General features: G+C 72.2%; 19 protein-coding genes and 3 pseudogenes. 9 read left to right on the top strand and 13 right to left on the bottom strand.

Annotated elements, in window-relative coordinates; translation table 11 throughout:
• Nucleotide 1: 1 nt before the first annotated feature.
• A complete protein-coding gene (locus ABZ078_RS34355) occupies nucleotides 2-223 on the bottom strand; it encodes a hypothetical protein (protein ID WP_356581856.1) in 222 nt (73 codons plus the stop codon).
• Nucleotides 224-387: 164 nt separating this feature from the next.
• A complete protein-coding gene (locus tag ABZ078_RS34350; protein WP_356581854.1) occupies nucleotides 388-849 on the bottom strand; it encodes a DUF2269 family protein in 462 nt (153 codons plus the stop codon).
• A 225-nt stretch (nucleotides 850-1074) separates the two neighbouring features.
• Between ABZ078_RS34350 and ABZ078_RS34345 the strand changes: the two genes are divergently transcribed.
• Both ABZ078_RS34345 and ABZ078_RS34340 read left to right on the top strand, forming a co-directional pair.
• Complete coding sequence (locus ABZ078_RS34345) at nucleotides 1075-2031, top strand: helix-turn-helix domain-containing protein (RefSeq protein ID WP_356581852.1); 957 nt, start codon at nucleotides 1075-1077, stop codon at nucleotides 2029-2031.
• A 114-nt stretch (nucleotides 2032-2145) separates the two neighbouring features.
• Entirely contained in the window at nucleotides 2146-2493 is a 348-nt protein-coding gene (locus ABZ078_RS34340) for a hypothetical protein (protein WP_356581850.1), read from the top strand.
• A 173-nt stretch (nucleotides 2494-2666) separates the two neighbouring features.
• On the opposite strand, the pseudogene ABZ078_RS34335 reads toward ABZ078_RS34340, so the two are convergent.
• The 4 genes and pseudogenes from ABZ078_RS34335 to ABZ078_RS34320 all read right to left on the bottom strand — a co-directional run.
• Nucleotides 2667-2933 (bottom strand): annotated as a pseudogene (locus ABZ078_RS34335) (beta-ketoacyl synthase N-terminal-like domain-containing protein); the annotation flags it as partial.
• A 4-nt stretch (nucleotides 2934-2937) separates the two neighbouring features.
• Nucleotides 2938-3744, bottom strand: a complete 807-nt coding sequence (locus ABZ078_RS34330; RefSeq protein WP_356581848.1) for an MFS transporter — start codon at nucleotides 3742-3744, stop codon at nucleotides 2938-2940.
• A 7-nt stretch (nucleotides 3745-3751) separates the two neighbouring features.
• Nucleotides 3752-3973: pseudogene (locus ABZ078_RS34325) on the bottom strand (ABC transporter ATP-binding protein); the annotation flags it as partial.
• Nucleotides 3970-4827 (bottom strand): aldo/keto reductase, encoded by an 858-nt coding sequence (locus ABZ078_RS34320; protein ID WP_356581846.1) that lies wholly within the window; start codon nucleotides 4825-4827, stop codon nucleotides 3970-3972. The pseudogene ABZ078_RS34325 and the gene ABZ078_RS34320, both read right to left, overlap by 4 nt.
• A 289-nt stretch (nucleotides 4828-5116) precedes the next feature.
• Here ABZ078_RS34320 and ABZ078_RS34315 point away from each other — a divergent pair, with 289 nt between their 5' ends.
• Nucleotides 5117-6004: a Gfo/Idh/MocA family oxidoreductase gene (locus ABZ078_RS34315; protein WP_356581844.1), complete on the top strand. Its 888-nt coding sequence runs from the start codon at nucleotides 5117-5119 to the stop codon at nucleotides 6002-6004.
• A gap of 123 nt (nucleotides 6005-6127) precedes the next feature.
• Here the strand turns inward: ABZ078_RS34315 and ABZ078_RS34310 are convergent, their stop codons facing one another.
• On the bottom strand, nucleotides 6128-7024 hold the full coding sequence (locus ABZ078_RS34310) for a GNAT family N-acetyltransferase (protein ID WP_356581842.1): 897 nt from the start codon (nucleotides 7022-7024) through the stop codon (nucleotides 6128-6130).
• A 477-nt stretch (nucleotides 7025-7501) separates the two neighbouring features.
• On the opposite strand from ABZ078_RS34310, the gene ABZ078_RS34305 reads away from it, so the two are divergent.
• Together ABZ078_RS34305 and ABZ078_RS34300 are read left to right on the top strand one after the other, a co-directional pair.
• Complete coding sequence (locus ABZ078_RS34305) at nucleotides 7502-8710, top strand: beta-1,3-glucanase family protein (RefSeq protein ID WP_356581840.1); 1209 nt, start codon at nucleotides 7502-7504, stop codon at nucleotides 8708-8710.
• A 259-nt stretch (nucleotides 8711-8969) separates the two neighbouring features.
• Entirely contained in the window at nucleotides 8970-9176 is a 207-nt protein-coding gene (locus ABZ078_RS34300) for a hypothetical protein (RefSeq protein WP_356581909.1), read from the top strand.
• Nucleotides 9177-9248: 72 nt separating this feature from the next.
• Here the strand turns inward: ABZ078_RS34300 and ABZ078_RS34295 are convergent, their stop codons facing one another.
• Nucleotides 9249-10400, bottom strand: coding sequence for a sulfite oxidase (locus ABZ078_RS34295; RefSeq protein WP_356581838.1), 1152 nt, complete (start codon nucleotides 10398-10400; stop codon nucleotides 9249-9251).
• Between the two features lie 97 nt (nucleotides 10401-10497).
• On the opposite strand from ABZ078_RS34295, the gene sthA reads away from it, so the two are divergent.
• Nucleotides 10498-11901, top strand: coding sequence for a Si-specific NAD(P)(+) transhydrogenase (sthA, locus tag ABZ078_RS34290; protein WP_356581836.1), 1404 nt, complete (start codon nucleotides 10498-10500; stop codon nucleotides 11899-11901).
• Nucleotides 11902-11956: 55 nt separating this feature from the next.
• Here sthA and ABZ078_RS34285 read toward each other — a convergent pair whose 3' ends face one another.
• Nucleotides 11957-12457: a DUF5709 domain-containing protein gene (locus ABZ078_RS34285; protein WP_356581834.1), complete on the bottom strand. Its 501-nt coding sequence runs from the start codon at nucleotides 12455-12457 to the stop codon at nucleotides 11957-11959.
• A gap of 312 nt (nucleotides 12458-12769) precedes the next feature.
• On the opposite strand from ABZ078_RS34285, the gene ABZ078_RS34280 reads away from it, so the two are divergent.
• Together ABZ078_RS34280 and ABZ078_RS34275 are read left to right on the top strand one after the other, a co-directional pair.
• Nucleotides 12770-14242 carry an APC family permease gene (locus ABZ078_RS34280; protein WP_356581832.1) on the top strand — a complete coding sequence of 491 codons (1473 nt, stop codon included), beginning with the start codon at nucleotides 12770-12772 and terminating at the stop codon, nucleotides 14240-14242.
• An 11-nt stretch (nucleotides 14243-14253) separates the two neighbouring features.
• A complete protein-coding gene (locus tag ABZ078_RS34275; protein ID WP_356581830.1) occupies nucleotides 14254-15225 on the top strand; it encodes a hypothetical protein in 972 nt (323 codons plus the stop codon).
• Between the two features lie 5 nt (nucleotides 15226-15230).
• Here ABZ078_RS34275 and ABZ078_RS34270 read toward each other — a convergent pair whose 3' ends face one another.
• The 4 genes from ABZ078_RS34270 to ABZ078_RS34255 all read right to left on the bottom strand — a co-directional run bounded on the left by ABZ078_RS34270 (nucleotide 15231) and on the right by ABZ078_RS34255 (nucleotide 19342).
• On the bottom strand, nucleotides 15231-15914 hold the full coding sequence (locus tag ABZ078_RS34270; protein WP_356581828.1) for a Clp protease N-terminal domain-containing protein: 684 nt from the start codon (nucleotides 15912-15914) through the stop codon (nucleotides 15231-15233).
• A 59-nt stretch (nucleotides 15915-15973) separates the two neighbouring features.
• Nucleotides 15974-16828: a proteasome subunit beta gene (gene prcB, locus ABZ078_RS34265; protein ID WP_356581826.1), complete on the bottom strand. Its 855-nt coding sequence runs from the start codon at nucleotides 16826-16828 to the stop codon at nucleotides 15974-15976.
• Between the two features lie 76 nt (nucleotides 16829-16904).
• On the bottom strand, nucleotides 16905-17849 hold the full coding sequence (locus ABZ078_RS34260; RefSeq protein WP_356581824.1) for a YbhN family protein: 945 nt from the start codon (nucleotides 17847-17849) through the stop codon (nucleotides 16905-16907).
• Entirely contained in the window at nucleotides 17846-19342 is a 1497-nt protein-coding gene (locus tag ABZ078_RS34255; RefSeq protein ID WP_356581822.1) for a hypothetical protein, read from the bottom strand. Before ABZ078_RS34255 ends, ABZ078_RS34260 begins: the two co-directional genes overlap by 4 nt.
• Before the next feature lie 214 nt (nucleotides 19343-19556).
• On the opposite strand from ABZ078_RS34255, the pseudogene ABZ078_RS34250 reads away from it, so the two are divergent.
• Nucleotides 19557-20201: pseudogene (locus tag ABZ078_RS34250) on the top strand (nucleoside/nucleotide kinase family protein); the annotation flags it as partial.
• Between the last annotated feature and the right edge of the window lie 121 nt (nucleotides 20202-20322).

Below are 20322 nucleotides of genomic sequence, written 5' to 3'. Positions count from 1 at the left end.
CTCAGCGTGAATGCGGGCCGGGCGGCAGGGCGCTGCGCTGCCAGGTCGGTGCCGGCGGGGCCGGGCGACCGGGAGCCGGCGCCGGGGCTGCGGACGACTGGAGCAGCGGCTGCATGGCGAACTCCACTTCCCTGCTGACGCGTTCGGCCTCCCTGCGCACCTGGGTGGGGATGTCGCCGCGCTCCGCGATGAGCCGGTCGTAAATGGGGGAATCCTGGAACACCCGTCAACGCGCCTTTCATGTCGTGGCCCCGTGTGCGGAGGGCACGGCAGTCGAGTCTAGGCGCCGACGCACACTGAAGTACGAATTCTGCCAGAGCGCTTGACGTCCGGCGAACGGGCACCACGTGCCGCGACACGTCGCCGTGCGCCGCGTGGTTCCCCTGGTCACGCCCCCGTCGTCGAGCCCGGCCGGACGATCATCAGGATGGTGACGGTTGCCCACAAAAGGTTGAAGATGCCGGTGAACATGGCGAGTTGGACCGTCGCGGAGTGCTCGACGGGCCGCTCGGCGTCCAGTTGCCCGAGCAGTTCCTCCTGGCGGGGCAGGACGAAGGCGACGAGGATTCCGGCGGCGGCCGCCGTCAGGGCGATGGACACGATCAGCCAGCCGCTGCCCAGCACGCCCATCGCCAGGGCGGTGGCCAGGCCGAGGACCGGGACCGACACCCCGATGGCGGCGTAGACGCGGCAGATGCGGTGCAGGAGCCGGACGGTGCCCACGGCCACCGCCCCGTCCGCCGCCGGGACGCGGCGTGCCGCCGGCGGGAACATGCTGGCCGCGACGGTGACGGGGCCGACGGCGACGATGGCGGCCAGGACGTGAAGAATGAGCAGGATCTTGGTCATCGGGTGGTGTCGGTCTCCGTGTCGGCGTGGGCATGGGGCCCCGGGCGGCTCGGCCCGCTCGGGACGGCCCGGCCCACGTTAGGGATCTCCGGTGCGGGCGCACAGGGGCTGAAATGACAACTTCCAACGGAATCCCGCCAACGCCCCGTTCCCGATGCACACCCCCGCGTCCCCCCTCTGACCTGGTCTTCTGGCGATGGCGGGAATCCGCCTAAGGTGGCCCTCATGCACACCGTGGCGATCCTGGTTCTCGACAACGTGGTGCCGTTCGACATGGCGGCCCCCTTCCAGATGTTCAGCTGGACGCGGTTGCCGGACGGCCGCCACCCCTACCGGGTGCGGCTGTGCGCCGAGTCGCCCGAGGTGCCCACGGAGGGCTTCGCCCTGCGGATCGAGCGAGGGCTCGACGGGCTGGCGGACGCGGACACGGTCATCGTGCCGGGCTGCGACGAGACCGGGCCGCCCTCCCCCGAGGTGGTGGCGGCCCTGCGGCGGGCGGCGCAGGCCGGCACGCGGATCGCGTCGGTGTGCGTGGGCGCCTTCGTCCTGGCCGAGGCGGGACTGCTGGACGGGCTGCGCGCCACCACCCACTGGATCGCCACGGACGAACTGGCCCGGCGCTTCCCGCAGGTCGACGTGCAGCCGGACGTGCTCTACGTCGACAACGGGCAGATCCTCACCTCCGCCGGGGCGGCCGCGGGACTGGACATGTGCCTGCACATGATCCGGCGGGACCTGGGGTCGGCCGTCGCCGCGCACACCGCGCGGATGTCCGTCGTTCCGCTGGAACGGGAGGGCGGACAGGCGCAGTTCATCGTGCACGAGCACCCGCCCGTGCCGCGCGGCTCGGCGCTCGAGCCCCTGCTGGAGTGGATCGAGGACAATCTGGCCCGGGAGATCACGCTCGGCGAGATGGCGGACCGCGCGGGGATGAGTGAGCGCACCCTCAGCCGCCGGTTCCGTGAGCAGACCGGCACCACTCCGCTGCAATGGCTGCTGCGGACGCGTGTGCGGCGGGCCCAGTATCTGCTGGAGAACAGCGACCACCCGATCGAACGGGTCGCGCGGCAGGCCGGGTTCGGCTCTCCGACGGCGTTCCGCGAGCGCTTCCGCCGGGTGGTCGGCACCACGCCGCACGCCTATCGCTCGGCGTTCCAGGGGAAGGCCGCGGCGGGCGCCTAGTCATTACCGAGGCGCCCTCCTGGTCGGTCACGGTGGGATAAATCACCCGAGTCCGCGCGGGTCGTTAGCAGTTGGACAAGGTGTGTCGATCCGCCCCGAGGACGGTGTACGCCCATGACTTGCTCCAGCCGCCTGCTCTGTGCCCTGTACGTCACCACGAGCGCAGGGCTCGCCTGGACCTCGATCCTCGAAGTCCGGTACGGCCCCGTGTGGGCCGCGTGCCTGTTCGCCGCCGCCGGTCTCGTGCCGATCATCGCCGTCGTACGGGAGACCGTGATCGGCGAACAGCGGCGGTGGCTCCTGGAGTTGGTCGCGCGGGCGGGGCGGGGGGACGACGCCGCCGAGGCGATCGTCCGGGCGGAACTGGACTCGGCGTGCTGCGAGCGCTGGTGGACGAGCCTCGGCAGTGAGCACGACGTGACCTGCCGGTACGGGATGCCGCGCAGCAGCAGCGCCGCGTGAGCGTCCGCACCCGCCGCCCCGCGAGGTGCGCCGTCGTCGGCGCCCTGCGGGGAGGCGTGGGGAGGGCGGGCGTCACCGCCCGAGAGCCCGGTCGACCTCCTCGCGCAGGAGGGCGACGTAGTCGCGGCTCCAGCCCTCGATCGTGGTGCGGTCCCACAGGTCGGCCGAGTACTCGAGCCCTTGAAGTACCGGTAGCCGAGGACCTGCGGCACATGGACGGCGGTGGCGCCGACCAGGGAACTGGAGCAGCCCGTCTGGACGTTGACGGCGGGCCCGGTCAGGCCCACGAACATGCGGTGCTGGGGGTCCGTGAGCCGGGCCTCGCGGGGGCTCATCGCGAAGTGCTGGGCGTCGAAGCCGGCGATGTCGTCCAGCAGTCCGGAGGCGCCGACGAAGTCCGCGGCCCGGTACTCGTCGGCGGGGACACCGGCGGCGGCCAGCTCCTCATGAGTGAATCAGCCGCTGCCCTCCGTCACGGTCGGTTTGTCCCGGTCGGCCGTGTCCTCCTCGCCGCGGTCGGGTGCTGCGCCCCGGCCGACGAGCCACAGGAGCAGGCCCGCGCACAGGGCGATCGCGAATCCGTGGAAGGCGGCGACCACCTGGAGCGGTGAGAGGGTCTCCAGGAGCGCGCCGCTCACGAGCCCGCTGCTCGTCGGGGGCGGTCTGGAGCCTGGACACGTAGACGATCTCGGTGAAGCCGTCGGCGGCTCCGGCGACGAGCGCGGCGATGACGGCGGGCACGGTCGGCAGCCCGCTGAAGAGCACGGTGAACCCGGCCGACATCGCACAGGCCCCGAGCGCGAACGCCCGCTCCCCCGGGGTCCGCCCGGTCTTCTTGGCGACCCGGCCGATCACCTGCTGGGCGACGATGTTGCCGATGGCCCACGTGGCCCAGAACTGGCTGATGAACGTGGCCGGATGGTCGGGATCCAAGGCGCTGGAGTAGCGCGGCAGGGCGACGTTGTGGGACGAGGAGCCAAGACCGTCCACCGCCCGCACGGCGATCATCGCCATCAGCAGCGGAGCCGTGCCCAGCAGCATCCGGGCCGTCCAGCGGGCGGCGCCCGAGGTCCCGGCGGAGCCGTCGGCGGCGGTGGCCGCCCTGGTGCGCACGGGCAGCAGGAACAGCACCGTCGCGGAGACCAGGAAGGTCGCGGCGTCCAGCGCGAACGCCGCCGAGTAGCCGAACTTCGCGACCACCACCCCCGACGAGGCGAACCCGGCGATCATGGCGAGTGAACGCCCGGTCACCAGCAGCCATCCGGTGCACGCTGCCGTACAGCAGGCGTACGTGGAGGACGTGCAGGGGGTGGTTGACCAGCAGGATGAACTTGATGACGCCGGTGCCCAGCCAGAGCCTGCTGATCGGCTGGTGCTGGACGACGGTGTCGACGATGGACGCGGTGATCAGCGGCAGCAGCCAGATCGGGCTGCGCTTGACCGTGAAGACGCCGACGGCCACGGATTCCGTACGGCTCAGACGGCGTCCAGCTCCGCGATCTCCTCGCCGGTGAGCACGAGGTCGGTCGCCGCGAGCGAGTCCAGGATGGTCTCCGGCCGGCTCGCGCCCGGGATCGGTACGACGACCGGCGACTTGGCGAGCATCCACGCCAGGCACACCCGCTGCGGGCTCACCCCGTGCGTCTCGGCGACGCGCGCGAACGGGGCGTAGGCGGAGCCCAGTTCACGCGCCCGCGAGATGCCGCCGAGCGGGCTCCAGGGCAGGAAGGCGATGCCGAGCTCGTCGCACAGCCGCAGCTCCGGCTCGCTGGAGCGGAACGCCGGGGACAATTGGTTCTGCACGGAGACCAGCCTGCCGCCGAGGATCTCGTTCGCCTGCCTGATCTGCTCGGGGTTCGCGTTGGAGATCCCGGCCATGCGGATCTTGCCCTCGTCGAGCAGGTCGCGGACGGCGCCGACCGACTCGGCGTACGGCACCCTCGGGTCGGGGCGGTGGAACTGGTAGAGGCCGATGGCCTCCACGCCGAGCCGGCGCAGCGACGCCTCGCAGGCGTCCTTGAGGTGCCGGGGGCTGCCGTCCAGGGTCCAGCTGCCGTCGCCGGGACGCAGATGGCCGCCCTTGGTGGCGACCAGGACGTCCTTGCCCAGGTCGTGGGAGGCGAGGGCCTTGGCGATCAGGGTCTCGTTGTGACCGACCTCGTCGGCGTCCCGGTGGTAGGCGTCCGCGGTGTCGATCAGGGTCACGCCGGCGTCGAGGGCGGCGTGGATCGTGGCGAGCGAGCGTGCCTCGTCCGGGCGCCCCTCGATGGACATGGGCATCGCGCCCAGACCGATCGCGCTGACCTCGACCTCACCGATGCGGCGGGTGTGCATGGGCTCGTGACCTCTTTCCGGCTGTCGCGCGGGAGACGACGCTTGGCAGCGATGTCCGGCGCGCGGGCGTGGACAGCACGCCGTGCCGGACCGTGGACCGACACCAGCGTGGCTGGCCCGCCGCGAGAGGTCCAATAGAAGAAAGAGAACGCATTCAGCGATGCCGCCACTGAATGTCCGGTGCGGGCATCGGGTGCGAAGCCGGTTGCGCGGCCTCCGGGTCGGTGTGACACGCTCGCCTCCACCCGGCATCGGTCACGGACGTTTCGGCACAGTGAGAGGCGGCGGCATGCGCATCGGACTCCTCGGCACCGGCCCGTGGGCCCAGATGGCCTACGCCCCGGCCCTGAGCCGACACGACGAACTGGATTTCGCGGGAGTGTGGGGCCGCCGTACGGCCGCCGCCAAGGAGTTGGCCGACAGCTACGGCGTGCGCGCCTATGACGATGCCGACACGCTGCTCGACGACGTGGACGCCGTCGCCGTCGCCCTGCCACCGGCCGTTCAGGCCGACCTGGCGGTGCGGGCCGCCCGCGCGGGCTGTCATCTGCTGCTGGACAAGCCCCTCGCGACCACGGTGGCGCAAGGGCGGGCGGTCGTCGCGGCGGTCGAGGAGGCGGGCGTGGCCTCGGTCGTCTTCTTCACGGCCCGGTTCCAGCCGGAGATCGACGCGTGGATCTCCCAACAGGCGGCCACGGAAGGCTGGTTCACCGGCCGGGCGGAGTGGCTCGGCGCGGTGTTCAGCGGTGACGGCAACCCGTTCGCCGCCTCGCCGTGGCGGCGGGAGAAGGGCGCGCTGTGGGACGTGGGCCCCCATGCGCTGTCCGTTCTGCTGCCGGTTCTGGGTGACGTACGGCGCGTGGCGGCGGCCGCGCACGGGCCCGGTGACACCGTCCATCTGGTCCTCGAGCACGTCAGTGGCGCGTCGAGCACGCTGACCCTGAGCCTCACCGCGCCGTCGGCTGCGACGGGGGCCACGGTGGAGCTGCGGGGCGCCGCCGGGGCGGCCGTCCTTCCGGAGAGCGCCCAGAGCGCGGTGTCCGCCCTGGTCCGCGCCGGCGACGCCCTGCTGGCCGCCTCCCGCACCGGGGGCGCGCACGCGTGCGACGCGGCGTTCGGGCTGCGGGTGACCGAGATCCTGGCCGCGGCCGAAGGGCGGTTGAACGGCGGCGCCTGATGCGGGCCGGACGATGAGCGGGCCCCGAGCCCGCCGGGCAGCGGGCAGGGGCGCCGACAGGCGGCCCGGACCCGCGGGGGGACCGGACCGCCGTCATGTACGGCTCCCGGGGTCTACGCCTCGTTACGCACGGCCCACCGGTTCGAAGTTGATGCGTTCGCTGACGACGGGGAAGCCCGCCTTGGCGAAGTTGGCGGCCATGGGGAAGTTGCCCTGGTCCGTCGCTCCGCTGACGAACTCCGCGCCCTGCTGGACGAGGAAGTGGGTGCACTCCGCGAGCAGGTCGTAGGCGTAGCCGTGGCCGCGGTGTTCCGGGACGACCCCGATGAAGCCGATGGTCGGCCCGGAGGGGTTGTGGGCCGGGATGTGGATGCCGACCAGGTCGCCGTCCGGAGTGTGCGCGAGCTGCCACCACTGCCGTGGGGACGGGCACCAGTGGAAGAAGTCGAGCTCCTCCTGGGCGGCCCGGTCGAGGCCGCCCTCCTCGATGGCGCGCAGCGAATGGGCGTCGAGAGTGACGGAGTGGATGCGGCGCAGCGCGTCGAAGAAGACCGCGTCGTCGGGCTCGGCGCTGAAACGCAGGCGTCCGGGGCGCTCGGGCAGGCCGTGCTCCGGGGTCCAGCGGTACAGGAAGCGCTCCACCAGGAGTTCGTAGCCGGCCGCCCGTGCCGCGCTGAAACGGGTATCGGCGGCGGCCTTCAGAGCGGGCTCGTCCCGCCAGCCGCCGGGCAGGTTGATCTCCAGTTCGACCTGCCAGGGGGCGGTGCGCAGCAGTTCGGCGCCGGCCTCCTCCTCGCCCTCGGCCACGTCGAACCAGTTGATGTTGATGGGCTCCGAGTCGTCGGGGCCGCCCCACCAGGCGCCGCGCGCGACGACCACGTCGTCGCGCAGCGCGACTCGCTTCCACTCGGGGCGGAAGCGGGTCCGCCGGTGAGCCTCACGGGCGCCCAGCGGGTCGGGGTGTGCGTCGAAAAGATGGGCGTCGCTCGCAGAGAGCGCGCGAATGACCGGATCGGTCACGGATTCCTCCGGGATGCAGGCTGCTTGGAGCGCTCCCGGTCAGATCGACTGAACCACGCCGGGGCAAGGGAAAGGGGAGCGCTGGATGTGGGTGAACCGCACGGCACTCGCCTCCTTCCGTCCGTATCAGGGCGTGCGGTCACACCGTACGTGATCTTCCGCTGGTCCGTCCACGGATTTTCACGGCTTCTGGAGCGGGGTTCGGCAGGTCGCCGGGAGCGCTCTCAGGGAGCCTGTGGAGCTTAAGTGGGTCTTAGGCGAGGCTTAAGGCGTCGTGGCCATTCCGTGGTCTTTCAAGTTCCCGCAGTTCAGCGGGGTTTGGGCGCTGTGCCGACCCGTTGGCCGACGCGGGGCCCGTGCGTACCATCGGGCCCCATCGGTGGCGGCGACGGCCCCTGCGAGAGCGCTCTCAGGGCACGTGTTCGCCTCACCGCCGCAGCCCATGTACCCGCACAAGTACTTCGGGAGACCCCCCACATGACTTCCCGTCATCAGCGCCCTCTCGCTCGACGCCGGCTTCTCCTCGCCCTCGGCGGCGCGGCGGTGGCCGCCCCCGCCATGGCCGCCGTGGCCCCGCACGCCCTCGCCGGCACGCCCGCGACCGGCGCCGCTCCTGCCGCGGCGGGCCCGCTGCCGCTGACGATCGTCAACGACAGCGGCTCCTTCGACAACGCGAACGTGCACGTCTACATCGTCGGCAACCAGGACGGCAGGCAGGTGCGTGTCACGCCCGACGGCACCCTCGCGCCGATCGCGCTGGCGGACAACGGCCCCGACGGGTTCACCGACTACGCCATCAGCCTGGCCGGCGGCGGCGAGACACGGCTGTCCCTCCCCCACATGTCCGGCCGGATCTACGTGTCGCTCGGCCAGAAGCTCAAGTTCAAGGCCGTCGCGGACGGCAACGGCGACACGGCACTGCAGTACCCGGCCGGCTGGGTGGCGTCGGATCCCAACTACCCGGTGCTGCACGACTGTGCCGAGTTCACCTACAACACCTCGGGCATGTTCTGCAACACCACCATGGTCGACATGTTCAGCGTGCCGCTGAGCATCCGGCTGACCGGCGCCAGGGACCAGACGACCGGGAAGCTGCGCGCCGGCGGACGTGCGGCCGCGTTCGCCGCGGTCCGCCAGGTCGAGGAGTTCGCCCGGCTCGTCGTGGACGAGACACGGGTCATCGCCCCGGGACACGGCCTGGACGCCGGTCTGTTCGCCGAGGACTACTTCGCGCCGTACATCGACGAGGTGTGGAGCGCGTACACCGGGCGGGACCTCACCGTCACCACCGACGCGGGGACGTTCACGGGCCGTGTACGCGGTGAGCGGTTCACCTTCGACGGGCCCGCCCAGGTGTCCTTCGGCAAGCCGTCGACCCGCGACGTGCTGTTCTGCGACGGCGACCTCGCCGCCCCCAACGACGGCACGACCGGCCCCGTCGCCGCCGTCCTCGGCGCCGGGTTCAACCGCTCGACCCTGCTCAGCCATCCTGCCCAGCCGACGACCGACGCCGCCGCCTTCTACCGGACGGACCTGACGAACCACTACGCCAGGGCGATGCACACGGCCGCGGAGGACGGCAAGGCGTACGGCTTCGCCTTCGACGATGTGGCCGACTTCGCCTCGTACATCCAGGACACGGCGCCGACGGGGATCCGGCTGACGCTCACACCCTTCGAGAGCTGACGCCGCCGGGGCGGGTGCCCGGTCCTCGGCGGCGGGGCATCCGTCCTCGGTCACGGGGCGTCCCAAGGGGGGCACGGGTGGCGTCCAGGCGGTTTCGCTCCGGGAGAGAGAGGCACCCCCGGGTCCAAGGGGCCGACAGGTGCGCGGCGGGCTCCCGGCGCCTCCGGATGCAGGGTCCGCTCCGGCGTTGAATGGTGATAACAGACCCGATGACCGCACCGGGCCCGAAGAAGTCACCCGGATCCGAGGAGCAGAGATGATGCCGACGTCCCAGCCCGAAGCGTCCGGGCCGTCCGAGGAGCGCGCCACCCCGGACGACCTGCTCCACGCCCGCACCGGCACCGAAGTGTCCCCCGAGGACATCGTGCTTGCCTCAGGCAAGGACCTCACTCCGCGCACCCTGGAATGGGCCAGGCGCAAGCTGGCGGCGGAGGGCCCCTCCGCCCTCGACAAGCTGCTGCCCTAGGCATACCGCCACGATCCGTACGGGTCGCCCTGGGGTGCGGGCCGGCGCCCCGGGCGCCCGTGCGCGCCGTCCCTACGCACCGGCTTCGACCGCGTCCAGGCACAGCACCGGCACGAGCTGGACGACGTTGTTGGCGAAGCCCCCGCGGTTCCAGGGCGGGACCAGTGGCTGGGTGTGGCCCTCGGCGTCGGTGGCCCGGGCGCTCAGCGCATGCTCGCCGGGGGCCGCCGTCCAGCCGTGCCGCCAGCGGCGCCATGCCCACGGGTGACCGGCGTCCGGCTCCAGTTCGGCCCGCGCCCAGGTACGCCCCGCGTCCGCGCTGACCTCGACGCGCGTCACCGGGGCGTGCCCGGACCAGGCACGCCCCTCCAGCGTCACCGGCCCGGGCCGGACCACTCGGGCCCGGGACATGAAGTCGGGGAAGCCCGGCGGGACGAGCAGGGCGCGCGGGGCGATGCGGGTGACCGGCTCGCCCACGTCCTCGGGGTGCCGGCGCAGCCGGTAGGCCACGGTCTGCTGGAAACCCGTGAACGGCACATCGCTGACGGTGACCTCGCGCAGCCACTTCACCTGCGCCATGCCGTACCAGCCGGGCACGACCAGCCGCAGCGGACGGCCGTGCTGCGGGGGCAGCGGTGCGCCGTTCATCGCGTACGCCACCAGCACCTCGGGAGCGTCGCCCGTGGCGACGTCGATGGGCAGCGCGCGCCGGTAGTCCTGCTCGACACCGCGCTCGACCCCGTGATCGGCACCCGTGCAGACCACGTCGACCGCGTCGGGCTCGACGCCGGCCTCCGCCAGCAGCAGGCGCAGCGGGACACCCGTCCAGTCGGCGGTGCCGACCGCCTCGACGAGCCAGGGCTGGCTCACCGGCCGGGGGGTCAGCAGGGCCCGGCCGTTGCCCGCGCACTCCAGGGTGACCCTTGTGGTGACCTGCGGGAACGTGCGCAGATCGGCCAGGTCCAGGCGCAGCGGGCGGCGCACTCGGCCGCCGAGGGTCAGCTGCCAGGGGGCGTCGTCCGGGACGTACGGGATGTCGTAGTGGGTCAGGACGTAGTGCAGGCCGGGCGGGGTGAGGTCGTGGCGCAGGGCTTCGAGGGGCAGGCCGTGGTTGCGGGTCGCGAGTGCCAGTTCGTCCCGGCCGATGCCCTCGTCGGGGGCGGCGAGCCGGGCCGGTGCGCTCGTGTCGGCGAGTCGATGGCCCGTACTCGCGTTTCGTCCCATACCCGCATTATCGACCCGTCTCGGCATGGTGGCTCCTGCCGTCCCGACCGCGTCGGCGCCTATCGAAAGGGGGCCTGCGGCTGTCAGACTCCTGAAGGTGCCCGACTTCGACATGCTCGTCATCGGATCCGGCCCGGGTGGCCAGAAGGCGGCGATCGCCGCGGCCAAGCTGGGTCGGCACGTCGCCGTCGTCGACCGGCCCGAGATGGTCGGCGGCGTCTCCCTCCACACCGGGACCATCCCCTCCAAGACCCTGCGCGAGGCGGTGCTGTACCTGACCGGCCTGACCCAGCGCGATCTGTACGGCCAGAGCTACCGGCTCAAGGAGGACATCACCGTCGCCGATCTGACCGCCCGCACCCAGCACGTGGTCGGCCGGGAGGTGGACGTCATCCGCAGCCAACTGTCCCGCAACCACGTCGCCCTGTACGCCGGGACCGGCCGCTTCGTCGACCCGCACACCGTCGCGCTGCGCGAGGTCACCGGGCACGAGCGGCTGCTGACCGCCGAGCACATCGTCATCGCCACCGGCACCCGGCCCGCGCGGCCGGACAGCGTCGAGTTCGACGGCCGGACGATCATGGACTCGGACAACGTCCTCGCGCTGGAGCGGGTGCCGCGCTCCATGGTCATCGTCGGTGCCGGTGTCATCGGCATGGAGTACGCCTCCATGTTCGCGGCGCTCGGCAGCAAGGTCACCGTGGTGGAGAAGCGCGCGGGGATGCTCGACATGTGCGATGTCGAGGTGATCGAGTCGCTCAAGTACCACCTGCGGGACCTCGCCGTGACGTTCCGCTTCGGGGAGACCGTCGCCGCGGTCGAGCGGCATCCCCGGGGGACCCTGACCGTCCTGGAGAGCGGCAAGAAGATCCCCGCCGACGCGGTGATGTACTCCGCGGGCCGGCAGGGGCTCACCGACGAACTGGACCTCGACAAGGCGGGGTTGACCGCGGACAGGCGGGGCCGGATCACGGTGGACGAGCACTACCGCACCGAGGTGCCGCACATCTACGCCGTCGGCGACGTCATCGGCTTCCCCGCGCTGGCGGCGACCTCGATGGAGCAGGGGCGGGCGGCGGCGTACCACGCCTGCGGGGAGCCCGTCGGCCGGATGCACCACCTCCAGCCGATCGGCATCTACACCATCCCCGAGATCAGCTTCGTCGGGCGCACCGAGGACCAGCTCACCGAGGACCGGGTGCCGTTCGAGGTGGGCGTCTCGCGCTACCGCGAGCTGGCCCGCGGGCAGATCATCGGCGACTCGCACGGCATGCTCAAGCTCCTGGTCTCCCCCGAGGACCGCACGCTGCTCGGTGTGCACTGCTTCGGTACGGGGGCGACGGAGCTCATCCACATCGGGCAGACGGTGATGGGGTGCGGTGGCACCGTCGACTATCTGGTCGACGCGGTCTTCAACTACCCGACGCTCGCCGAGTCGTACAAGGTCGCCGCCCTGGACGCCACGAACAGGCTGCGGCAGATCGACCGGCTCGGGGACTGAGCCCGCCCCGCCATCGGGGACCGGACCCGGCAGGACCCGGCAGGACCCGGTGTCCCTAGGTCTCCTGGTCGCCGTCGGGCAGCCGCGTGTCCTCGACGACGTGCATCGCGGCCTCCTCCGCGCCGGCCGCTCCACCGTCGATGCCCTGGTCGGAGGCGATCTCCTCCTTGGTGGTGTCGCAGTGCGCCCCCTCGTCCGGGGCGACCAGGCGGCCCGCGCGCTCGGCGCCCGCCTCGGGGTCGACCGGTTCGCCCTCGCCGCCCGGCAGATCGCCCACGTCGTCACCGACGGGCTCGGACACGTCGGGGACCTCCTGGGTGAGCCGTTCGTCGAGGGTCTCGCCGTCGCGCTGTTCGGCGGCCGTGGTGCCGTGCTTGGTGACCCCGAGCGGCTTCTCCAGCGGGGAGTAGCCCTCGTCGAGGGTGTCGTCGTAGGTCCGCTCGTCCACGGCGTCCTGGAGGTCGAGCGGTGCGGCGTCCTCCTGTTCCTCGTTGCTTGCGGTGGGCTGGTACGCGTCGTCCGCCATCGGCTCGGCGGGCGGGTGTTCGGTGCCCATGGCTGCCTCCCTCACTCGAGCGCGCCCGCTGGTTCGGCGCTTGGGTGTCCTGAACCGCGTTTCCCGTTGCGCGCTGTCCAACCCAGGAAGATCTCCACGCTCTTGAAGGCTCAACGGGGAGGGCTATCATCACTCGCACACATGGCGTGACCGTACGGCGACGCAACGGCGTACCGTGTCCGCCACCCCCCTTGTGCCGCCCCTGCCCCGAGGTCATCCCTCTGCGGTTCGTGGCGTTGTTCCACCCCACCCCCCATACGGCGTAGGGGCCGGTCCGCCCGCGCGTCGTGCACGACGGAAAGCAGCGCATCCATGAGCAACAGCAGGGGCAGAGGGCTGCAGGCCAATGCCCTCGGTACGTTCGACACGGTGGTGATGGCGGTCGCCGGCAGCGCCCCGGCGTACTCGATCGCCGCGACCACCGCCGTCCTCGTCGGCGCGGTGGGCCTGGCCAGTCCGGCGGCGCTGCTGTACTGCGCGATACCGATGCTGGGCATCGCGCTCGCCTTCAGCTATCTCAACCGGATCGACGTGAACGCCGGCGCCAGCTACTCATGGGTCGGGCGTACGCTGCACCCCTTCCTGGGGTTCATCAGCGGCTGGGCGCTGGTGATCTCGGCGACGATCTTCATGGTGGCCGGTTCCCTGCCGGCCGGTTCGATGACACTCGCCCTCTTCGACGAGGAACTCGCCGAGAACACCGCGCTGTCCACGCTGGTGGGCGCCGGCTGGTTCCTGATCATGCTGTGCGTGGTGCTGGGCGGCGCCCGTCTCACCGTCCGGGCGCAGCTCGTGATGTCCGGTCTCGAACTGGCGATACTGGCCCTGTTCGCCGTGCTCGCCCTCTTCCACTCCGAAGGCGCCCGGGCGTTCGACTGGTCCTGGCTCGGCTTCGGGCACTTCGACGGGGTGACGGGATTCGCCTCGGGGGCGCTGGTCGCCGCGTTCTACTACTGGGGCTGGGATGTCACCAGCAACCTCAGTGAGGAGACTCGTAACAGCCGGCGTACGACGGGACTCGCGGGCCTCATCGGGGTGGGCATCATTTTCCTGCTGTTCGAGGTGTTCACGATCGCGGTGAACGTCTTCCTCTCCTCGAAGCAGATCCAGGACAACGACGCCAACGTGCTGGCCGTGCTCGGTGAGGAGGTCTGGCCTGGCTGGGGCGGGAAGTTGCTGATCGTGGCGGTGATGCTGTCGACCATCGCCACCCTGGAGACCACGCTCATCCAGGTCACGCGCTCGCTGTTCGCGATGGGCCGGGACCGTACGATGCCGTCGGCGCTGGGCCGGGTGCACCGCCGCTGGAACACACCGTGGGTGGCGATCGCGGTCGTCGGTGTCGTGGCGCTGGCGATGTTCGTCGCCGCCAACTCCCTGGGCACGGTGGGCGACATCCTCTCCGACGCCATCTCGGCGATGGGGTTGCAGATCGCCGTCTACTACGGGCTGACGGGCCTCGCGGTGGTCGTCGCCTACCGCAGGATGCTGCTGAAGTCGGTCGGCAACTTCGTGTTCGGCGGTGTGTGGCCGTTGTTCGGTGCGCTGTTCATGTTCTGGGTCTTCGCCGAGTCGCTGAGCGAGCTGAGCGGTTCGGCGGTCGCGATCGGCGTCGGCGGGCTCGCGGCCGGGCTGATCCCGATGCTCTGGTACTGGCGGCAGGGCAGCGACTACTACCGGCCGGCCAAGCTGGACGCCGCGCGGACCGTCGAGGCGGACTACGTCCCGGCCGGTGCCGGCGGCCCGAACTCCCTTGTCCATGAGGGTCTTCCCACCGACTTCTGAGGGGACCCGCCATGGCGCGAGGCAGCTCCAAACGCGACTTCACTCCCGACTTCGACCCCGACTGCGGGGACGCGCCCCTGACCTGCGCCCGCCAGGACATCGTCATCGGCCGCTGGCAGGGGCTGCGGGAGCTGCTGCGGGCCACCGGTCCGAACTGGCTGGCGCGCGGCCACCGGATCCGGCTGCTCGCGCAGGCGTGCGCGGGCAGTTCTACGGTCGAGTCGTGGCTGGCCGCCGAACCGCACAGCGCCGACGCGCTGGTGCTGCGGGCGGCGACGGAGACGGCCCGGGCGTTCCATGTGGCCATCGCCGCGGGCCGGGGCGTGCCCATCGACCAGCAGCGCATCGACACCGCGGTGCTGTCGTGCCTGAAGGCCGCCGACGCCTACCCGGACGATCCGACGCCGTGGATCTCGCTGATCTCCCTCGCGCGGCTGTATCCGTCGGGCGTACGGCGGCAGGAACTGGGGCGCTGGTGGGACGAGTTGCACCGACGTGACCCGTACAGCGTGGAGGGGCATCTTCAGGTGCTGCACTACTACTCCTCGCGCTGGCACGGCACCCACGGTCTGATGTACGACTTCGCCCGCGACGCGGCCGGGGTGGCGCCGCCCGGCTGCCCGCTCCCGGTGCTCGTGCAGTACGCGCGGGTCGAGGAGTTCCGTTACGCCCTGGACGCGGCCAGGGGACAGCATGCCTCCATGGGGCTCGGCCAGCACTGGAGCAACGACGGCGCCGTCGGCGACGTACGCCGGACCTGGGAGCGCTGGATCATGGGCCGCGCCGAGGGCGATGTGGTGCCCGGCGAGCTGCGCGACCTCAACTACCTTGCGCACGCCGCCTGCCAGGCGGGGATCCACGACATCGCCGAGCCCCTGTTACGGATGCTGGGGCGGCGGGCCACGCGGGCTCCGTGGGCGTACACCGGCGATCCCGAGAAGCAGCTGGTCAGGTGGCGCAGGGAGGTGGGCGTGCGCGGGTGACCCGCTCAGGTGTCGACGGCCGACGGATCGAAGCCGGCGTCCGCGAGCACCGTGGCCGCCACGCCGCGGCCCACACCCGCGAGGCCGATGAGCAGGTCGGCGCAGCCGATGAGCCCGTCGCCGTGCTGCTCGGAACGGGTCTCCGCGAGGGCGATCGCCTTGCGGGCGTACGGCGTCCAGGCGATGCGCTCGGCGGCCTGGGAGGCGCCCCTGCCGAGGCGTCCGGCGACGGCACGGTGAACGGCGTCGGGGCGGACCCCGGCGCTCTCCAGGAGCCGGGTGGCGCTGTTGGCCTCCGCCGTCAGGCCCCACAACAGGTGCTCGGTGCCGATGTAGTTGTTGCGGTGCGCCACGGCGGCCTGCTTCACCTGCGCCATGGCCCGGCGGAGGTCCTCGGACATCGTCTCGGTTCCGTAGCGCTTGTGCGGCGCGTGGAAGCGCTGCTGCACCGCCTGCCGGGTCACCCCCAGCGCGGCCCCGATGTCCGTCCACGAACAGCCGTGCATCCGGCAGTGCTCGACGTAGTCCTCGACCAAGTCATCGGCCAGCGCCTGGAGTTGTCCCGCCAGACCTGCGGCGGTCGTCAGCAGGGCCAGCCAGTCGGGTTGTTCCTGCCCACCGGGTCGGTGCGCGGTCTCGCAGGTGCGGTCCACTTCGGCGATGAGGTCGTCCAGGTCGGGAAGAGGCATGAGGCAAGTACGCCTTGACACTTTGGAATTGTCAAGGCGCACTTGCCACACCTGGCCTGTCAGGGAGCGGCGTTCGGGCCGTCCGGGCGGTGCCGGCGCTGCTCGACCATCTCGTGGCTCAGTTCCTCCGTCTCCGGCTCGGACAGCCGCTCGAAGCCGTCCTCAGTGATCAGCGCGACGGTGGGGAAGATCCGGCGGCCGATGTCCGGTCCGCCGGTCGCGGAGTCGTCGTCGGCCGCGTCGTACAGCGCGTGCAGCGCGGCCAGGGCCGCCTCGTGCCGGGACATCCCCGGGCGGAACAGCTTCTTCAGAGCGCCTCGGGCGTACGGCGACCCGGAGCCCTCGGCGTGGAAGTCGTACTTCTCGTACGGCCCGCCGGTGACCTCGAAGTCGAAGATGCGTCCCCGCGCGCTCTCGGGGGCCTTGACGTCGTAACCGGCGAGGAGCGGTACGACGGCGAGGCCCTGCATGGCCTGGCCGAGGTTCTGCCGGATCATGCCGGCGAGGCGGGACGCCTTCGCCTTGAGGGTCATGGGGACGCCCTCGACCTTCTCGAAGTGTTTCAGCTCGACCTGGTACAGCTTCACCATGTCCAGCGCGAGTCCGACGGTGCCGGCGAAGGCGACCGCGGTGTGGTCGTCCGCGGGGTGGACCTTCTCCAGGTCGCGCTGGGCGATGAGGTTGCCCATGGTGGCCCTGCGGTCGCCGGCGATCAGCACGCCGTCGCGGTAGGTGAGGGCCAGCACCGTGGTGCCGTGCGGGAAGCGGTCGGGCGCGGCGCGGACGCCGTCGGGGAAGGGGCGGCGCATGGGCAGCAGGTCCGGGCGGTGGGCCGCCAGGAACTCGGTGAAGGACGAGGACCCCGGAGTGAAGAACTCCTCCCCCAGCCGCCCCTCGTGCTCCTTGCTCGTCATGGGCACTCCCCCTCCCGCGTCCGGCCGACACCCGGACTCCTACCTGAACGGGCCGACCGGGAAACGCCTTGGGCGCTCACAAGGACCCGCGCCGTACGAGCACCCCGAGCACCACCAGCCCCGGGATCAGCGGCAGCCACACCGTCAGCAGCCGGTAGCCGAGCACGGCGGAGGCGGCCGCGACGGCCGGGGCGCCCGCGGCCGTGAGTGCGAGGGCGAGCGCGACATCGAGGGAGCCCAGACCGCCGGGCGTGGGCAGCAGGGCGGCCACCGTACTGGCGGCGAGATGGAGCAGCGCCACCCGGGCGGGCGGGAGGGGCAGGTCGACCGCGCGGGTGACGGCGACGAGCGCCACGCAGTGCAGCGCCACGAAGGCCAGCGAACCGCCCCACAGGGCCGCGGCCCGCACCGGTCGCGCGTGGACGGCCCCGAGGTACGCCCGTAGCGCCGTCAGGGCACGCCGACACCGGTCCGACAGCGGACCGGCCAGCAGGGCGAGCGCGCCGACGGCCGCGACGCACACGGCGACCAGGTACCGGGCGTCGAGGGACGGGACGAGCAGGACGCCGGGGCAGACCGCGACGAGCATGGCGATCAGGGCGCCCCGCACGATCCCGCCGGCCGTGCCCTTGACGGCGATCGCGGTGGCCGCACCGGCGAACGGTATGCCGCAGCGCATCAGGAAGCGCAGGGTCACCACACCCGCGCCGAGCCCGGCGGGCAGCACATGGTTGGCGGCGGACGCGGCGAACTGCGCCGCCACGAGCCGCCCCGGCGGCAGCCGGTCGGGCACCGCGCCCTGCTGGGCGAACGCCGAGCAGGGCCATGTCGCCACGGTGGCCACGCCGGCCACCAGCAGCCACCCCTGGTCGGCGACGGCGAGCCGCACCGCGCCGGTCTCGACCATCGGCCAGTGCCGTCGGGCCAGCCAGACCACGGCCGCCAGGACGGCGAGCGCGAGGGCGGTGTGCCAGTAGGTCTGTCTGCGCTGGGGTGAGGGGAGGATCTGTTCCGGCGTCATGCCCGTCCGCCCGCGCCCGGCTTCGGGGCGATGCGGACCTCGAGGCCGTCGAGGCGGTGCAGCTCCCAGTCCCGGGCGTACCGGGGCGGTGTGCCGCCGGGAGCGGTGAGGGCGCCGACCGGGACGCCGCGGGCGGCCCGCAGGATCTCGGCGGTGGTGGTGTTGGCGTTGTGGCCGCGGGTCGCGCCGGAGGAGCAGCCCGTGTAGTAGGCGACGGGAATGGCCTCGTGCCCGGTGAGCAGACAGGGCGGGCGTACGCCGAGGCGGTGGAGTTCGGCGGCGGAGCGGTCCCAGGCGTGGCGGGCGGCGACGGTGCGGTCCACGGTGCGGTCCAGGACGACGTACTGCACGGCCAGATGCCCGGCCAGCCCGAGCGCGACCACCGCGGCGACCGCCGGGCGCCACCGGCCGTTCGGCCTGGTGACCAGGTGGAGCAGCGCGTCCGCGACCGGGAGGGCGAGCAGGGCGTAGGCGGGCAGCAGGAAGCGGGGTGCCGCGTAGCCGATCATGAACAGGTACGGGAAGGCGGCCGTCGCGGCGCAGGCCAGCGGGACCAGGGTGCGGGTGGTGCGTCCGGCCAGGAAGGCGACGGCCAGGCCGTAGGCGGCGAGCAGGGGGAGGACGAACCACCAGGCGTAGACGACCGGGTGGGGCATCGCGCCGTCGCACGGCCGGCACAGGGTGCTGCCGACCAGGCTGCGCAGCTGGTCGTCGACGGCGAGGTTCCAGCCCAGGTCGCCCTGGATGCGGGAGGCCTCGTTCAGCCGCTCCCGCAGGCCGCCGTGGCTGAGGAACGCCTCGACGACCCACTGGACGCCGCCGGCCAGGAGGCCCCCGGCGAGGGCCGCCCCGATTCGCCAGTGCCGTACCACCAGCACGACGACGAGCAGCGGCAGCGTGACCCACACGGCGTCGGTGGGCCGCATCCAGGCCATCAGCGCGGCACCGGCCAGGACGCCCCACACGGCCCGTCGGTCGAAGCGGTCCCCGCGGGCGCGCAGGAAGCAGCCGACGCAGAGCAGGGCGCCGAACGCGACCCAGAGGTTGGGCATGGCCTGCGGGCCGTAGAAGAGGGTCATCCACAGGGTGGCGAACAGGGCGCCCGCGGCGGCCAGGACGCGGGACGGGAAGAGTCCGCGCCAGGCGCGCAGGGCCACGTACAGGCCGAGTCCGGACAGGACGGCGAGATAGACGCGCAGCAGTGTGGTGGACGACGACCAGGAGGCGATGGGCCACGCCAGCAGGGAGACCCCACGCGCGCGTGGGGCGCTGAAGAAGGCCGCCGGTGCCTCGGTGCCGACCTGGCTGACGTACACCACCTCGTCCCAGCCGAGGCCCAGCGTGGGGCGCACGAGGAGGAGTTGGGCGAGGGTGAAGAGGCCGGCCACCGCCACGAGCAGGCCGTCGCCACGTGCCCGCCAGGACCCGCCGGACACGGTCGCGTCGTAACGCCGGTCCATGCTCACCAGCATGGACTTCGTGCCATAGGTCATCGTCCACCCCTCACCCCTACGAGCCGTAGGGTTTCCAAGCCCCGCCGCGTGCGGGTCGATGGCGGGAAGTCAGGCAAACACCGCAAACAAGCACAAACTAACCCGCGGAAGATCGGCATGCAGCCCGGAATTCGGCCAGGTGCCTGATGTGGTCCGGCCATCCGCGTCCGGTGGGGACGTCGGCCGACACCGTCCGGGTGACACACTCTGCGGTGTGGCTGCCCTGAGTTTCGACGACCTCCTCACCCGCGCCCGGTCCCTCCCTCGCGGCGGCCGCCGCGCCGTCCTCGGCATCGCCGGCAGCCCCGGCGCGGGCAAGACGACGCTCGCCGAGCACCTGGTGCGGGAGCTGAACGGTGCCGGGGACCCCTGGGTCGCGCATGTGCCCATGGACGGCTTCCACCTCGCCGACGTGGAGCTGGACCGGCTCGGGCGGCGGGACCGCAAGGGCGCGCCGGACACGTTCGACGCGGCCGGGTACGCGGCGCTGCTCAGGCGCCTGCGCGAGGACGCCGATGACGCCACCGTGTACGCGCCCGGCTTCGAACGGGTCCTGGAGCAGCCGATCGCGGGGGCCGTCCCGGTGGAGCCCGCAGCCCGGCTGGTGGTGACCGAGGGCAACTACCTGCTGCTGGACACGGGCGCGTGGGCGCGGGTGCGGGCAGAGCTGGACGAGGTCTGGTTCTGCGAGCTCGACGAGCCGGAGCGGCTACGGCGGCTGATCGCCCGGCACGAGGAGTTCGGCAAGTCGCACGAGCAGGCGGTGGCCTGGGTCATGCGCTCGGACCAGCGCAACGCGGAGCTGGTCGCCGCGACCCGGGACAGCGCCGACCTGGTGGTGCCGGCCACGGCACTGCCCGTCCCGCACGAGCCGCCGGCCGCCCGTGCGAGGCCGTTCCTGGTGATCGCCGCGTCGTCGGCGACGGTCACCGGGTTGCCCAGCCGGTGCAGCAGGGTGCGAATGGTGTCGGGGGCGAAGT

Source organism: Streptomyces sp. NPDC006385, assembly GCF_040612485.1.
GTDB lineage: Bacteria > Actinomycetota > Actinomycetes > Streptomycetales > Streptomycetaceae > Streptomyces.
The sequence above is the reverse complement of the archived record's forward strand: the minus strand, read 5'-3'. Positions and strand labels throughout refer to the sequence as shown.

Bases quoted from the DNA above. Each gene is read 5' to 3' on its own strand.
- ABZ078_RS34350 (WP_356581854.1), bottom strand. From the start codon at position 849: ATGACCAAGATCCTGCTCATTCTTCACGTCCTGGCCGCCATCGTCGCC.
- ABZ078_RS34345 (WP_356581852.1), top strand. From the start codon at position 1,075: ATGCACACCGTGGCGATCCTGGTTCTCGACAACGTGGTGCCGTTCGAC.
- ABZ078_RS34340 (WP_356581850.1), top strand. From the start codon at position 2,146: ATGACTTGCTCCAGCCGCCTGCTCTGTGCCCTGTACGTCACCACGAGC.
- ABZ078_RS34320 (WP_356581846.1), bottom strand. From the start codon at position 4,827: ATGCACACCCGCCGCATCGGTGAGGTCGAGGTCAGCGCGATCGGTCTG.
- ABZ078_RS34315 (WP_356581844.1), top strand. From the start codon at position 5,117: ATGCGCATCGGACTCCTCGGCACCGGCCCGTGGGCCCAGATGGCCTAC.
- ABZ078_RS34305 (WP_356581840.1), top strand. From the start codon at position 7,502: ATGACTTCCCGTCATCAGCGCCCTCTCGCTCGACGCCGGCTTCTCCTC.
- ABZ078_RS34300 (WP_356581909.1), top strand. From the start codon at position 8,970: ATGCCGACGTCCCAGCCCGAAGCGTCCGGGCCGTCCGAGGAGCGCGCC.
- ABZ078_RS34295 (WP_356581838.1), bottom strand. From the start codon at position 10,400: ATGGGACGAAACGCGAGTACGGGCCATCGACTCGCCGACACGAGCGCA.
- ABZ078_RS34285 (WP_356581834.1), bottom strand. From the start codon at position 12,457: ATGGGCACCGAACACCCGCCCGCCGAGCCGATGGCGGACGACGCGTAC.
- ABZ078_RS34280 (WP_356581832.1), top strand. From the start codon at position 12,770: ATGAGCAACAGCAGGGGCAGAGGGCTGCAGGCCAATGCCCTCGGTACG.
- ABZ078_RS34275 (WP_356581830.1), top strand. From the start codon at position 14,254: ATGGCGCGAGGCAGCTCCAAACGCGACTTCACTCCCGACTTCGACCCC.
- ABZ078_RS34270 (WP_356581828.1), bottom strand. From the start codon at position 15,914: ATGCCTCTTCCCGACCTGGACGACCTCATCGCCGAAGTGGACCGCACC.
- prcB (WP_356581826.1), bottom strand. From the start codon at position 16,828: ATGACGAGCAAGGAGCACGAGGGGCGGCTGGGGGAGGAGTTCTTCACT.
- ABZ078_RS34260 (WP_356581824.1), bottom strand. From the start codon at position 17,849: ATGACGCCGGAACAGATCCTCCCCTCACCCCAGCGCAGACAGACCTAC.
- ABZ078_RS34255 (WP_356581822.1), bottom strand. From the start codon at position 19,342: ATGACCTATGGCACGAAGTCCATGCTGGTGAGCATGGACCGGCGTTAC.